Raw genomic sequence first — 14131 nt, 5'->3', positions numbered from 1 at the left:
CGGCGGAACGGGGCGCGGGCGTCGCGGGTCCGGGCGCGCGGGGCCTCTCCGGCGGGGGCCGCCCCCGTGGCGCGCGGGGACGCGGGCGCGGCGGCGCGGGGGAGAATGGGCGCATGGACGGTGGGCGGGACCTCGCGGAATCCGGGCGTGCGGCGGCGTACGAGGAGCTGCGCGCCGCCTTCGCCGTGACGCTGCTGCGCGTACGGGGCGAGGCACCCGGGCCCGCCCCGGAGCCGTACGCCGACGAACTCCTCGCCCGCTGGGCGGAGCCCCAGCGCAAGTACCACACGCTCGACCACCTGCGGGCCGTGCTGCGGCACCTCGACACGCTCACCGCCGAGACCGCGCGGGCCGCCGCGCACGGCACGGCGGCGGAACGCGCGTGGGCCGCGACAGTGCGCGAGCCGGACACGGTGCGGCTCGCGGCCTGGTTCCACGACGCGGTCTACCGGCCCGACCGCTCCGAGAACGAGGAGCGCAGCGCGACGCTCGCCGAACGCGCCCTGCGCGAGGCGGGGCTCGCGTCCGGGCCCGTCGCGGAGGTGGCCCGCCTCGTACGGCTCACCACGGACCACGAGACGGCGGCGGGCGACGGGGACGGCGAGCTGCTGTGCGACGCCGACCTCGCGGTGCTCGCGGGCACGCCGGAGGAGTACGCGGCGTACGCCTCCGCCGTCGGCGACGAGTACGGCTTCCTCCCCGAGGAGCAGTTCCGCCGGGGCCGCGCCGAGGTCCTGCGTCACCTCCTCGCCCTGCCCCGCCTCTTCCGCACCCTCTACGGAAGCCGCCACTGGGAGCAGCGGGCGCGCGAGAACCTGGCGACGGAGCTGGCGCTGCTGGGCGGGTAGGGGCCGGGTCGCCCGGTGCGACGTGCCCGGCCGTCCGCCGGTCTACGGGTTCCGCCCCGCCTCCCCCCGTTCGCCGCGCGTCTTGCGGCGGCGCAGCCCCGCCGCCGTGAGGCGTGCCACGAGTTCCTTGCTGCCGATCCCGAGGGCTCCCGCCGCGAGGGCGTCCGCGTACCGCTGCGCCGGGAGGTCGTAGTGGTCGCGGTCGAAGGCGCGGCGGGGCACGCCGAGCGCCCGCGCGAAACGGTGCAGTTCCTCGTACGAGTCGTCGCTGACGAGGTGCGACCACATGCGGCCGTGCCCCGGCCAGTTCGGCGGGTCGATGTAGACGGTCACCGGATGCCCGGGACGGAGTCGAGGGCCCCGACCGGCGCGACGAGGACGCCCGCCTCCGCGCAGACCCAGTGCGGGTCGGGGCCCAGCTCCGGTTCGACGGCGAGGGCGTGCGGCTCGTCCTCGGTGCAGACGGGGCACAGCGGCCAGCGCCCGTGCTGCTCCAGGAGGCCGTCCTGCACGTCCTGCGCGACGAGTCCGGCGACGAACTCGGCGCCGTCCGGCCACTGCTCCACCCACCAGCGGCGCTGCGTCACCGCCTCCTCGACGAGCGAGACCACGCGCGCGTCGCTCACCTCGCTCGCGCCGAGGTCCGCGAGGACCCGGGCGCGCGCGGCGTGCAGCGTCTGCTCCAGGGGGCCGGGCTCGGGGGCCGCCCCGGACGTGCCGGAGGAGTCGGGAGTGGTCATGGGGCCATTGTGCGGCAGGCGCGCCGGGACCGGAAATGCCCCGTAGGCGTCCCGTAGACGAACCCTGAGACGACCCGTAGACGTCCTCGAACAGATCCCTGGAAGAACCCTGGGAAAGCCCCCGCCGGACCGGTCGGAGCGCCCTTCCCGGGCCGGCCGGGCCTCGATCGCCGGATCAGCCGGGCGTCCCTTCCCGGACCGTTCGGCCCTCCCGTCCGGTATCCGTTCCAGCCCTCGTTCTTGACCCCCGCGCCTTGCTGAAAGTAAATTTCACCCGTGACCAAGGACGTGAAGGATTTTGCCAACGGTGCCTCCGCGCTGAGCCGCCCCGCCGCCGGGCCCGGCCGCGTCGCGCGCCCGGCCGCCGCCTCCACCCCCGCCCCGGCCGCCTCGCACCGCGCCCCGGGCCGTGCCACGCCCGCGCCCGCTCGCCCCCACCCCGGCGCCGCCTCGCCCGCGCCGCCCGCTCCCGCCGCGCTCGCCGCGAAGGTGCGCACCCTCGCCCCCTCCATGACGCGCTCCATGCAGCGCGTCGCCGAGGCCGTCGCCGCCGACCCGGCCGGCTGTTCGGCACTCACCGTGACCGGGCTCGCCACGCGCACCGGTACGAGCGAGGCCACCGTCGTCCGCACCGCGCGCCTCCTCGGCTACCCGGGCTACCGCGATCTGCGGCTCGCCCTCGCCGGGCTCGCGGCGCACCAGGAATCGGGGGCGGCGCCCTCCGTCACCGCCGACATCGCGCTCGACGACCCGATAGCCGACGTCGTCACGAAGCTCGCCCACGACGAGCGGCAGACCCTCGCCGACACGGCGGCGAACCTCGACACGGCCGCCCTCGGCGCCGCCGTCACCGCGCTCGCACAGGCCCGCCGCATCGACATCTACGGGGTCGGCGCCTCGCACCTCGTCGCCCAGGACCTCGGGCAGAAGCTGCTGCGCATCGGCCTCTTCGCGCAGGCGCACGCGGACCCGCACCTCGCCATCACCAACGCGGTGCAGCTGCGCGGCAAGGACGTCGCCGTCGCCATCACGCACTCCGGTTCCACGAGCGACGTCGTCGAGCCGCTGCGCGCCGCCTTCGAACGCGGGGCCACGACCATCGCCATCACCGGCCGCCCGGACGGCTCCGCCGCGCAGTACGCCGACCACGTCCTCACCACCGTCGCGGCCCGCGAGAGCGAACTGCGCCCGGCGGCCATGTCGTCCCGGGCCAGCCAGCACCTCGTGGTGGACTGTCTCTTCGTCGGCGTGGCCCAGCGCACCTACGAGCACGCCGCCCCCGCCCTCGCCGCCTCCTACGAGGCCCTCGCGCACCGCCACCGGCCCCGGCCGGGTCTCGGCGACCACGCCTGACGCGGGGCCGTCCGATTCCGCCGCCCGCCTCCCGTCCCGCCGTCCGCCCGCCCGGCGACAGCGCTGTCACGCCGCCGTCCCGGCCGCCGCGCGACGCCACGCCGCCCCGCACACCCGCGCCCCGTACCCGGTACGGACGCGCCCGCAGACCTCCGGCCGTCCGGGCCGGACAGCACCGCCGCCACCACCCGCACCACCTGTCCCTCAGCACAGCGGAGAGCCGCACATGACGACCACCGGGCCCACCGACCGGGCCGCGCACCCCGACGCCCCGCACGGCCGGAACCCGATCCCTTCCGGGGACCGCGCGCCGGCCCCGGGAGCCGCCCCGTACGAAGAGCTGCGGGCGGAACTCGCCCACCTCACGACTGAGCAGTTCCGCCCGGAACTGGCCGAGATCGACCGGATGACGACCGAGGAGATCGCGCGGACGATGAACGGCGAGGACGCGACCGTCCCCGCCGCCGTCGCCCGCGAACTCCCCCGCATCGCCGCCGCGATCGACGCCGCCGCCGCCCGCATGGCACGAGGGGGCCGCCTCGTCTACGTGGGTGCCGGTACCGCGGGACGCCTCGGCATCCTCGACGCGAGCGAGTGCCCGCCGACCTTCAACACCGCACCCGGCGAGGTCGTCGGCCTCATCGCCGGCGGTCCCTCCGCGATCATCACCGCGGTCGAGGGCGCCGAGGACGACACCGAGCAGGCCGCCGCCGACCTCGACGCCCTCGGCCTCGGCCCGGACGACGTCGTCGTCGGCATCTCCGCCTCGGGCCGCACCCCCTACGCGGTCGGCGCCGTACGCCACGCGCGCACCGTCCGCGGCGCGCTGACCATCGGCCTGTCGTGCAACGCCGACAGCCCCCTCGCCGCCGAGGCCGACCACGGCATCGAGGTCGTCGTCGGCCCGGAGCTGATCACCGGCTCGACCCGCCTCAAGGCCGGTACGGCGCAGAAACTCGTCCTCAACATGCTCTCGACGATCAGCATGATCCGGCTCGGCAAGACCTACGGAAACCTGATGGTCGACGTCCGCGCCTCCAACGAGAAGCTCCGCGCCCGCTCCCGGCGTATCGTCGCCCTCGCCACCGGCGCGGACGACACCGAGATCGAAGCCGCGCTCGCCGCGACCGGCGGTGAAGTGAAGAACGCGATCCTCGTCCTCCTCGGCCACGTCGACGGCCCCGAGTCCGCCCGCCTTCTCCAAGCCCACGGGGGGCACCTGCGGGGCGCGCTGGGAGAGGCGGGGAAGGGCTGAGGCGGAGGAAGGGCTGAGGCGGGGGCTTCTGCCGGGAGCGGGCGGGGCGTCAGAACGGGGGACGGGCGGCATTGGCAGTGCGCCCGGGGTTCCGGCGGGCCGGACACCTGAGGCCGCAGCCGGGGTGGTGCCCCTCCCCCGCCCCCTTTCACTCCCCCGCCCCCGCGAGCCTCCGCCCCCTCCCCCACCCGCTCCCGCACGCTCGGACCACGGCCCCGGCGCGCCCCGCGCCAGGGGCGTCGGTGGCGGCGGCGGAAGGCGGCTGGGCGATGGCCGGGAACGAGCACGTTGCGACGGCGGCGGCGATCCTGCCCCTGGTGGGTGGTGCCGCCAACGTCACCTCGGTCACCCACTGCATGACCCGGCTGCGGCTCGGCCTCGGCGACCGCTCGCGGGTCGACGACGCCGCGCTGCGCGCACTGCCCGCCGTCCTGGGCGTGGTCGAGGACGGCGACTCGTACCAGCTCGTGCTGGGCCCGGGGAAGGTCGCCCGCGTGACCCCGGAGTTCGCCCGCCTGGTCGACGAGAGCGCGGACACCGCCCCCGTCGCGGACGCCGCCACCAGAGCCGCCACCGGAGTCGCCCGCTCCGACAACGGCGCCGCCTCCACCGCCGACGCCCTCGCCTCGCGCGGTGCCGAGATCCGCGCCGAGCGCCGTTCGCGCAACCGCACCCCCCTCAAACGCTTCCTCCGCCGCATCGCCGACATCTTCGTGCCCCTCATCCCCGCGCTGATCGGCTGCGGGATCATCGCGGGACTGGGCGGACTGCTCGTCAACCTCGGCTGGGCGGGGGGTCTCACGTCGGCGCTGACCGCGGTCTCCTCCGGTTTCATGGCGCTCATCGCGGTGTTCGTCGGCTACAACACGGCCAAGGAGTTCGGTGGCACGCCCGTGCTCGGCGGAGCGGTCGCGGCGATCATCGTCTTCCCCGGCGTGGCCAAGGTGGAGGTGTTCGGCACCCCGCTCGTGCCCGGTCAGGGCGGAGTACTGGGCGCGCTCGGCGCCGCCGCTCTCGCCGCGTACGTGGAGCGCTGGTGCCGACGCCGGGTGCCCGAGGCCGTCGACGTCCTCGTCACTCCGACCCTCACGGTGCTCGTCTCGGGTCTCGTGACGCTCTACGGCCTGATGTACGTCGCGGGGGAGGTCGCCGAGGGGATCGGTACGGCGGCGGACTGGCTCCTCACGCACACGGGCGCGTTCGCGGGCTTCGTACTCGGGGGCCTCTTCCTTCCTCTCGTGATGCTGGGCCTGCACCAAGCGCTCATCCCGATTCACACGACGCTCATCGAGTCGCAGGGCTACACGGTGCTCCTTCCGGTGCTGGCGATGGCCGGGGCGGGGCAGGTGGGCTGCGCGATCGCGGTCGCGCTGCGGCTGAAGCGGAACACCTCCCTGCGCAAGACCGTCAGATCGGCGTTGCCCGCCGGGGTGCTGGGTGTCGGCGAGCCACTGATCTACGGTGTCTCGCTGCCGCTGGGCCGGCCGTTCATCACGGCGTGCGTGGGGGGCGCGGCGGGCGGCGGGCTCGTGGGGCTCTTCTCCATGCTCGGTACGAAGGTGGGGGCGACCGCCATCGGGCCCTCCGGGTGGGCCCTCTTCCCGCTGCTCGCGGGGAACCGCGGCCTCGGCACCACCGCCGCGGTCTACGGTCTCGGCCTGCTGGCCGGGTACGGCGTGGGCTTCGCCGCCACGTACCTCTTCGGCTTCGACTCCGCGACCTTGCACGAGCTGAACGCGGACACCCTCCCCGCGTCCGCGTCCGCCTCCGCACCGGCAGCCGCGCCTGCCGCCACGGGCATCGCGGAGCCGAGCCCCGCCCAGCCCTCGGAGCCCTGAGCCACCGGATGCTGAGGAGCCCTGTGCCACCGGGTCCTGACGCGCCGACGCATCCGACCGACGCGGCCTGAACCGTTGTGACCGCCTGTACGCCGTGGCACGCCCGTACCGGGATCGGGCGCCCGCAGCGCTGCGACGCGACAGGGCCTTGAGCCGGGAGGGCCCGGAGTGACTCCGGCTCAGGTGCGTATCCTCGCAGTGTTTCCCCTCGGAAAGATCACAGCCGCCGCACAGGCGTACGTCGAATCCCCCACGGTCACCTCACGGACCCCGTCAGGGCGCTCGTTCTCCGTGTGCGGCAAGGCTAGTTGCCTCGTACATGAATTATCGGGCGAGGATCTTGACGCTGCCATGCCACGGGCCGAGGATGGCTTCGCCGAAGCAACGGGCGGCTGCGAAAGGGCAGATGGATCCGCGTAGAGGGCGTTCGCGCGCTGCTCGCACGCGGTCACGCGCGCCCTTCACTCCCCGGCCCGCGCTCCGACTCCCCGCACCTGCGGGACGTGCCCCCGGGGCCGTGTCGCGCGGCCCGCGCCCGTCCCTCCCGCGCGACCCCCCAAGGAGAGGAGAGCAGCTCGTGTCACCCAGCAAATCCCGGCCCGCGGTGGCCACCGCCCGTCCCGCGACGACCCCCGAACCCCCGGGCGCACCCGTACAGGTGGCCGATCCCGGCGGTCTCGGTCTCGGCGCCTTCGCCCTGACGACCTTCGTCCTCAGCGTCTTCAACGCGGGCCTGCTCAACGACTCCGTCGAGAAAGTCGTCCTGCCCCTCGCGCTGTTCTACGGGGGCCTCGCGCAGCTGCTCGCCGGGCTGTGGGAATTCCGCAGGAACAACACCTTCTCGGCGACGGCGTTCGTCTCCTACGGCGGTTTCTGGCTCGCCTTCGCCCTCTACGTCGGCAAGATCGCGCCCGGCCTGGACCCCGCCTACGCGGACAAGGCGACGGGTCTCTTCCTCCTCACCTGGGCGATCTTCACCGCGTACATGACGGTCGCGGCGCTGCGCACCAACGGCGTCGTCATCGGCGTCTTCGTCTTCCTCACGCTGACGTTCGCCTTCCTCTCGGCGGGCGCCTTCGCCGGGTCCGACGGCGTCGACCACGTCGGCGGCTGGCTCGGACTCGTGACGGCGGTCCTCGCCTGGTACGGGTCCTTCGCGCACGTCGCGAACAGCACGTGGCGGCGTGAAGTGATCCCGACCTGGCCGATACGGGGCTGAGGAGCGGCGACGGGGGCCCGTCGGTTCCCGCTGACCCGCGCTGGCCGCACCGGGCTTCGCCGGGCCACCGGCCTCACCAGGCTCACCAGGCTCACCAGGCTCACCAGGCTCACCAGGGCGATCATCGGGTTTACACAGTGGGATGGTCACACTTTCCCGTGAAAGTTTTCACACAGAGTAGTTGAGGGGTACCTTCCTGTCACGGCGGTGGTTCCGGTACGACGGCACCGCCCCGTGACAGGAGGAGAAGCCTCGTCATGCACACCCAGTCCCCCCAGCCCCGGATCGCGCCCGCGGCACCGCCCGCCCCCGGTGCCCCCACCCATGCCTTCCCCGCGGCGCAGGGGACCGGGCAGGTGCCCGCGCTGCCACCAGAGGTGGCCGGGGTCGCGATCACGACGGTGGACACCGCCGGGATCACGCGCGTCAAGGCGGTGCCGGCGGCGCGCCTGGCCCGAGCGGGACAGGACGGGGTCGGCCTCTCGCCGGTCTTCGACGTGGCCCTCGTCGACGACTCCTTCACGAGCAGTACGTACATCGGCGGCCCAGAAGGCGACCTCCGCGTCGTGCCCGACCTGAGCGGGCTCACGGTCCTCGCGGGCCAGCCCGGCTGGGCCTGGGCGCCAGGGGACAGGTACGAGCAGTCCGGCGCCCCCGCGGCGGCCTGCCACCGGTCCTTCCTGCGCCGGGTCACCACCCGCGCGGAGGCGGCGGGGCTCTCGCCGCTCATGGGTTTCGAGACCGAGTGGATCGTCACCCTCCCCGCCGGCGAGACGGGGTCCGGGGGTTCCGCCGACGCGGAGGCGGAGCCACGCCCGCCCGCGCCCGGCGGCGCGTACGGCATGACACGCCTGGCACCGCACGGCGACTACCTGCGGGACATCCTCGTCGCGCTGGAACGGCAGGGGGTCGAGGTACTCCAGATCCATCCGGAGTACTCACCCGGCCAGTTCGAACTGTCCGTGGCCCCGGCCGCCCCCGTCCGCGCGGCCGACCTCGTGGTCCTCGTCCAGGAGACCATCCGCGCCGTCACCGTCCGGTACGGCTGGGAGACCAACTTCGGGCCCAGCGTCCTCGCCGGCCAGGTGGGCAACGGCCGGCACCTGCACCTGAGTCTGTGGCGCGACGGGGTCAATCTGTGCGGCGGCGGCGAAGGCCCGAGCGGGCTGCGCCCGGAGGCCGAGTCGTTCCTCGCGGGCATTCTCGGGGAGCTTCCGGCCCTGCTCGCCATCGGCGCACCCAGCCCCGCGAGCTATCTGCGCCTCGCCCCCTCGCGCTGGACGGGCGCCTTCCAGTGCTGGGGACCGGAGAACAGGGAGGCGGCGCTGCGCCTGATCCCCGGTGCGCCGGGCCGGGCCGAGACGGCGAACGCCGAGGTCAAGTGCCTCGACGCGGCGGCGAGCCCGTACCTCGTCGCGGGTGCGGTGCTCGCCGCGGGTCTCGGCGGCCTGGAGCGCGGCGAACGGCTCCCGGCGGCCACGGCCGGGGACCCGGCGGACCTGGGAGAGGAGCAGAGGCCGGCCCGGCTGCCGAGCAGCCTGACGGAAGCCGTGGCCAGGTTCCAGCAGTCGGAGGTGCTGCGCGCGGCGCTCGGCGACCCGCTCTTCGAAGCGATCGTGGAAGTACGGGAGGCCGAGGCGGCCCTCTTCGCGGGGTACAGCCCACAGGCCCTCGCCAACGCCACGCGCCGCGCCTACTGACACCCCCGCGCCGAGGACGGCCGCCGATGGCCCTTCGCCCGCCGGTGGCCCCTTCGCCCCCCGGTGGCTCAGCGTCCGGGAGTCTGCTCCAGGCGACTGTGCAGGAAGCCGAGGGTCGACTCCCAGGCCTGGGCGGCAGCCTCGGCGTGGTACGTCTCGCGACGGTCGTTGAAGAAGGCGTGACCCGCCGGGTAGAGCCGGAGATCGGGGGTGATCCCGGCCTGCTTCTCCAGCGCGGCGCGCAGCGCGTCGAGGGAGTCGGGCGGGACGGAGCCGTCCTGCTCGCCGTAGTGCCCGAGAACCTCGGCGCGCGTCCCGGTGAAGTCCGGGAGTTCGCCCTGGATCACGCCGTAGAAGGGAACGGCGGCGCTGACGCGGGGGTCGGTCGCCACCAGTTGCAGGACGAAGCCGCCGCCCATGCAGAAACCGACCGCGCCCACGGAGGAGGAGGTGACCTCGGGAAGGCCGAGCAGGTAGTCCACCGCCCCGGAGAGCAGTTCCACGCCGCGGTCCACGGGCAGGGCGCCCATCATCCGGCCGGCTTCGGCGGCGTCGTGGGCGACGGCACCGCCGTAGAGGTCCGGGGCGAGGGCGGTGAAGCCCTCGGCGGCGAGACGGCGCGTCACGTCGGCGATGTGCTCGGTGAGCCCCCACCACTCCTGGATGACGAGCACCGCGGGGCCGCGCCCGGCGGGCGGCAGAGCCAGGTAGCCGTGGGCGGTGCCTCCCGCGCTCGGGAAGCTGACGTTCTGCTGCGGCTCACCGGCCGGGCGCGGGGCCGGAGTGGCGGAAGGGGACGGTTCGGACGCGGGCATGGACACTCCTCCCCCCGCCGCGGACCGTGCCCGCGCCGGGGCTGCTGACGTGATGACGGCTGCGTGCCGTACTCACTGACGCTACGACGTCCGGGGAGACGAAGCGGAGGAGGGCTCCCGGTGTCGGTGGCGTTTGAGGGGAGGGATGGCTCACGAAGTACGGGGCGGCTGCCGCCCGAGCGCAACGGGGACGTGGCGGCTGCCGCCCGAGCGCAACGGGTGCGGGCCGACCGGGCCCGGCCCGGCGGCGCGCGACTCTGGACTGCCGTTGGCGGCGGTCAGTGGTCTCGGCGGTCTGCGGTCCTGAGGGGCGGCCGTCTGCCGTCCTGGGGGGGGACGGCGGTCTGCGGTCCGGGGAGGCGGCGGCCTCGGTGTCGGCGGGCGTTCGCGTCGGCGGGCGGTTTCGCGCCGGGCTCTCAGGTCCGGGGTCTCCGTCGGGGGCCTCCGTCAGGGGCCTCCGTCAGGGGCTTTTCGTGTCGGCGGGTGCGGAGTGGGCGGCGCGCTCGGCGAGGGCGGTGAGCGCGCGGGCGGTGTCGAGGTTGACGCGACCGAGGTCGAGGAGAGGGGTCTGTGCCTCTCCGGAGCAGGAGGGGAGGTCGAGACGGAGCGACGGCAGCTTGATGCCGGCGGCGATGAGGGCGGCGCGGAGGCGTTCCAGGTGGTCCTGGGCCTCGTACATACCGGTCAGTTCCCGCGTGCCCTGCTCGGTCATTCGTCCACGCTCCCGTTCGTCGTCACTCGTACTGCCACACCCCCGCGCGGCGCGCTGCCGCCGACGCGCTCCCTCCTGCCGATCCGCCTGCCCGCCGTCCGGCCACCCGGAGTGGTGGGCGGCCGGACGGCGGGGCTCCCAGGAGCGGGAGGCTCCCCGCGGAGGCGAGGCTGTGCAGGAGTTCATCACCCCGGCCGGGCGTGCCGCCACGGCGCCACCGGGCGATTCACCATTTCGGCGCGGCTTCGGGAGATTCCCCGGCGCGTCGCGGGGAGACCGGTTAGCCTGCCGCGCCGGGGGGCGCGGGATGTGTGCGACAGGGGCGTGCGGTTCAGAGCGTGCGGGTGAGGAAGACGCTGAGCGGGTCCTCGCGGTAGGTGCCGAAGGGCGGGCAGGGGCGGAAGCCGAACTTGGCGTAGAGCGTGCGGGCCGGGAGGAAGAAGTCGTCCGCTCCGGTCTCCAGGCTGACGCGGTCCAGCCCGGCGCGCCGCGACTCGTCGAGGGCGTGCCGCAGCAGTGCGGAGGCGACGCCGGAGCGGGTGCGGGTGGGGTCGGTGCGCATGGACTTGAGTTCGCCGTGTCCGGGGGCGATGCGCTTGACGGCGCAGCAGCCGACGATCTCGCCGCTCTCGCGCGCGGTCCAGAAGGTCACTTCCGGTACGCGCAGTCCGTCGAGGTCGAGTGCGTGGGTGCTCTCGGGCGGGGAGAGGGCGCGAAGCTGGGAGACGTGTGCTTCCAGGAAGGCGGCGATGGCGGGACCGGCCAGGTCGTCGACTGCTATGTCCATGTCCGGCGAGCCTAGCCGTCTGACCTGCGGCGCAGCACGGATTGTGGTGGTCCTCACGGGCCGGCCGCGCCGCAGGGCGTGAGGCGGCAGGGCGTGAGGCCGCAGGGGGCGTGAGGCCGCAGGGGGCGTGAGGCCGCAGGACGGCACGAGCCGTACGGCGCTGGTCGCCGGGCCCGTACCGGCGCGTCACAGCACGCGGACGTGCCGCAGCGCCGGTTTCCCCTCCCGGTCGACGGGCACGCCGGGGCCGAAGCCCGCGCGCGCGAGGACGGCGCGGGACGCGGTGTTGCGGACGTCCGTGTCCGCCCATACGCGGGACAGGCCGAGCGATGCGCCGGCGAGGGCGCACAACTCCCGCACGGCGGCGGTGGCCAGTCCGCGCCCGGTTGCCCCGCGCGCGAGCCGGTAGCCCAGTTCGCCGTCCTCGCCCGTGACGATGTCCATGAGGTTGAAGCGGCCGAGCACGGTGCGGGCGTCGTCGTCGAGCAGAACGTGGAAGCGGCAGGCGCCCGCGTCCTGTTCGGCGAGGAGCGCGGCGTGCCGCGCGGCGAAGCCCTCGGCGGTGAAGTACGCGTCGCCCCGGTCCGGCACCCACCGCGCGAACCACTCCCGCTCGGCCCGCTCGAACTCCAGCACCGCCGACGCGTGCGCGACGGTCAACCGCTCCAGTCGAGGCATGCCGCGACCGTAGCGGCGGTGCCGGGGTGGCGGCACCTGAATTACGGGCACCTGATCACGGGTTGCGGCAGGCGGCACATCCGGCCTGTGGACAGCGAATTCCTCTCACTCGGAAGAGTGAGCGCTTTTTTGGGGTCGCGGACTTTATCCACAGATGTGGGCTGAGGGCGGCTGGGGGGTGGCGACTTGCGAAAGACTGGTATCGGGGTCGCCCCCCGGGTGGGTGGGGGTGTGCCCCGGCACAGCAGCACAGGCCCGACCACGCCCGCCGCCGTCCCGCCTTGCCCTGCCTCACCCCCCTCGCCTCACCCCCGCCCTGCCTCGCCCCGCCTCACCTCACCGCGCCTCGCCCAGCTACCTCCCCACTCGCGCCACATCCCCACCCCAAGCAGCCCTCGCTCCCCGCCCCCACCCCCCAGCCGACGCCTCGCCCCCCACCCGCCCGCCCGCCCGCCCGCCGCCGATCCCCGGGGGGACAACCGGGACAACTCCCAAGCCCAAGGCCCCACCCCCACACCCCCATGCACCCCCATGCACCCCCACCCACCCCATCCGGACCCCACCCCTCCGTTCCCTCTTCCAGTGGGCTCCCCGGTGCCGTAGCGTCTTCCGTATGCGTATCACCGCCCCCCGTCTTTACGGCGGCCTCGCGGCGCTCGGGGTCCTCGTCGTTCTCGCGCTCCTCATGTGGCCGGTGGGCGGGAGCGGTTGCGGGAGCGTGCTGGGGACCGGGGAGTCCGGTGGGCCCACCGCGAGCGCGTGCAACGCGGACCATCACCGGCAGGCCAATCTCGCCCTCGGCTTCGCCGTGCCGACCCTCGTCCTGGGCGGCCTCTACCTCCGCGCACAGCGCCGCCCCTGACACGCCTACGCGCACATCCCCCGCGCGCACCCCACGCCCCCCCGACGCCCCACCAGGGCAGCACCCGCCACCGCAACCCCACCCACACCCCGCACGCGCGCCCCCGCCCGTCCTCCGTGCGACCCACCACCGCAGTCCCCACCACCGCGCCCCCACCCCAGCTCCACCCACACCCACCCCACCCCCTCACGCGCCCCCCCACAGACCGCGCCGCCGCTCCCCCACCCCCCGCAAGGGGGGACTCCCGGTCCCCGGACAAGTGCGGCCTTCATCCCCCTCGCCCCACGGGGCACTCTCGATGACGTAAGCGAAAGCCCACGCGAACGTCTACGGAGCACCCCATGACCGACAACCACACCACCCACGACGCCGCCAGCGCCTCCACCGCCCCCGGCGCCCCGACTCCCAAGATCACCCTCGTCACCGGCGCCAACCGGGGGCTCGGCAAGGAGGCCGCGCTGCACCTCGCCGCGGCCGGGCAGGACCTCCTCCTCACCTACCGCTCGCACGCCGAGGAGATCGAGGCCGTGCTCGGCGAGGTGCGCGGGCTGGGGCGTACCGCTGTGGCCTTCCGGCTCGACACGACCGAGTTCGGCGCGTTCCCGGCCTTCGCCGCGGAGGTGCGGGCCGCGCTCGGCGAGCACTGGGGGCGGGACACCTTCGACCACCTCCTCAACAACGCCGGTTCCGCCGCGATGGCGACCGTCGCCGAGACCACCGAGGCGCAGCTCGACAGCATGTACGAGGTCCACTTCAAGGGCCCGTACCTGCTCACCCAGGCACTCCTGCCGCTGCTCGCCGACAACGGGCGGGTGCTCAACGTCTCGACCGGGCTGACCCGTTTCACGCAGTCGGACGCCGCGCCGTACGCCTCGATGAAGGGTGCCGTGGAGGTCTTCACGCGCTACCTCGCCAAGGAGCTCGGCCCGCGCAGCATCGCGGTGAACGCGATCGCCCCCGGCGCGACCGCGACCGACTTCGGCGGCGGCTACCTGCGGGACAGCGAGCAGGTACGGGAGGGCCTTGCGAACGTCATCGCGATGGGCCACGTCGGCGACCCGGTCGACATCGGCGCGGCCGTCGCCTCGCTGCTCGCCGACGGCACCCGCTGGATCACCGGGCAGCGCATCGAGGCGAGCGGCGGCATGCTGCTGTGACCCCGGTCGGCACGCGGCCGTGAACCCCACGCCCCACCCCGGCGGCACCCCCGCCTCCCCCACGCCACCCCGCTTCACCGCGACAGCACCCCGTCCCGCCGAGGCGTCCCCTCACCCCGCCTGAGCGGCACCCCACCGGAGCGGCCTACCACCGGAGCACCCCACCA

The 14131-nt window shown here is 74.6% G+C and carries 14 protein-coding genes; 8 read left to right on the top strand and 6 right to left on the bottom strand.

The window, feature by feature from the left end:
- Positions 1-113: 113 nt before the first annotated feature.
- The gene (locus STTU_RS18105) at positions 114-848 is read left to right on the top strand and encodes a hypothetical protein (RefSeq protein ID WP_007825474.1); all 735 of its coding nucleotides are present in this window, start codon (positions 114-116) and stop codon (positions 846-848) included.
- Positions 849-890: 42 nt separating this feature from the next.
- Here STTU_RS18105 and STTU_RS18100 read toward each other — a convergent pair whose 3' ends face one another.
- Positions 891-1181, bottom strand: a complete 291-nt coding sequence (locus STTU_RS18100) for a DUF4031 domain-containing protein (RefSeq protein ID WP_043255592.1) — start codon at positions 1179-1181, stop codon at positions 891-893.
- Positions 1178-1588 (bottom strand): hypothetical protein, encoded by a 411-nt coding sequence (locus STTU_RS18095; RefSeq protein ID WP_007825472.1) that lies wholly within the window; start codon positions 1586-1588, stop codon positions 1178-1180. Before STTU_RS18095 ends, STTU_RS18100 begins: the two co-directional genes overlap by 4 nt.
- Before the next feature lie 276 nt (positions 1589-1864).
- Between STTU_RS18095 and STTU_RS18090 the strand changes: the two genes are divergently transcribed.
- From STTU_RS18090 to STTU_RS18070, 5 genes are all read left to right on the top strand, one after another.
- Positions 1865-2941, top strand: coding sequence for a MurR/RpiR family transcriptional regulator (locus STTU_RS18090; protein WP_007825470.1), 1077 nt, complete (start codon positions 1865-1867; stop codon positions 2939-2941).
- 226 nt (positions 2942-3167) lie between these two features.
- Complete coding sequence (murQ, locus tag STTU_RS18085) at positions 3168-4196, top strand: N-acetylmuramic acid 6-phosphate etherase (RefSeq protein ID WP_078519002.1); 1029 nt, start codon at positions 3168-3170, stop codon at positions 4194-4196.
- A gap of 269 nt (positions 4197-4465) precedes the next feature.
- Positions 4466-6034, top strand: a complete 1569-nt coding sequence (locus STTU_RS18080) for a PTS transporter subunit EIIC (RefSeq protein ID WP_043255590.1) — start codon at positions 4466-4468, stop codon at positions 6032-6034.
- Positions 6035-6611: 577 nt separating this feature from the next.
- Complete coding sequence (locus STTU_RS18075) at positions 6612-7253, top strand: acetate uptake transporter (protein WP_043255588.1); 642 nt, start codon at positions 6612-6614, stop codon at positions 7251-7253.
- A 257-nt stretch (positions 7254-7510) separates the two neighbouring features.
- The gene (locus tag STTU_RS18070; RefSeq protein WP_234019262.1) at positions 7511-8953 is read left to right on the top strand and encodes a glutamine synthetase family protein; all 1443 of its coding nucleotides are present in this window, start codon (positions 7511-7513) and stop codon (positions 8951-8953) included.
- A 68-nt stretch (positions 8954-9021) separates the two neighbouring features.
- On the opposite strand, the gene STTU_RS18065 is transcribed toward STTU_RS18070, so the two are convergent.
- The 4 genes from STTU_RS18065 to STTU_RS18050 form a co-directional block, all read right to left on the bottom strand.
- Complete coding sequence (locus tag STTU_RS18065; RefSeq protein ID WP_007825464.1) at positions 9022-9768, bottom strand: dienelactone hydrolase family protein; 747 nt, start codon at positions 9766-9768, stop codon at positions 9022-9024.
- A 460-nt stretch (positions 9769-10228) separates the two neighbouring features.
- Positions 10229-10480 carry a hypothetical protein gene (locus STTU_RS18060; RefSeq protein WP_007825463.1) on the bottom strand — a complete coding sequence of 84 codons (252 nt, stop codon included), beginning with the start codon at positions 10478-10480 and terminating at the stop codon, positions 10229-10231.
- A 331-nt stretch (positions 10481-10811) separates the two neighbouring features.
- Complete coding sequence (locus STTU_RS18055) at positions 10812-11267, bottom strand: GNAT family N-acetyltransferase (RefSeq protein ID WP_007825462.1); 456 nt, start codon at positions 11265-11267, stop codon at positions 10812-10814.
- Between the two features lie 186 nt (positions 11268-11453).
- Positions 11454-11945, bottom strand: coding sequence for a GNAT family N-acetyltransferase (locus STTU_RS18050; RefSeq protein ID WP_007825460.1), 492 nt, complete (start codon positions 11943-11945; stop codon positions 11454-11456).
- 613 nt (positions 11946-12558) lie between these two features.
- On the opposite strand from STTU_RS18050, the gene STTU_RS18040 reads away from it, so the two are divergent.
- Both STTU_RS18040 and STTU_RS18035 read left to right on the top strand, forming a co-directional pair.
- On the top strand, positions 12559-12807 hold the full coding sequence (locus tag STTU_RS18040; RefSeq protein WP_010278256.1) for a hypothetical protein: 249 nt from the start codon (positions 12559-12561) through the stop codon (positions 12805-12807).
- 341 nt (positions 12808-13148) lie between these two features.
- Positions 13149-13964, top strand: a complete 816-nt coding sequence (locus STTU_RS18035) for an SDR family NAD(P)-dependent oxidoreductase (protein WP_007825458.1) — start codon at positions 13149-13151, stop codon at positions 13962-13964.
- Positions 13965-14131 lie beyond the last annotated feature (167 nt).

Source organism: Streptomyces sp. Tu6071 (assembly GCF_000213055.1).
Lineage (GTDB): Bacteria > Actinomycetota > Actinomycetes > Streptomycetales > Streptomycetaceae > Streptomyces > Streptomyces evansiae.
Note: the sequence above shows the minus strand (reverse complement) of the source record. Positions and strands in the feature narration are given on the sequence as shown.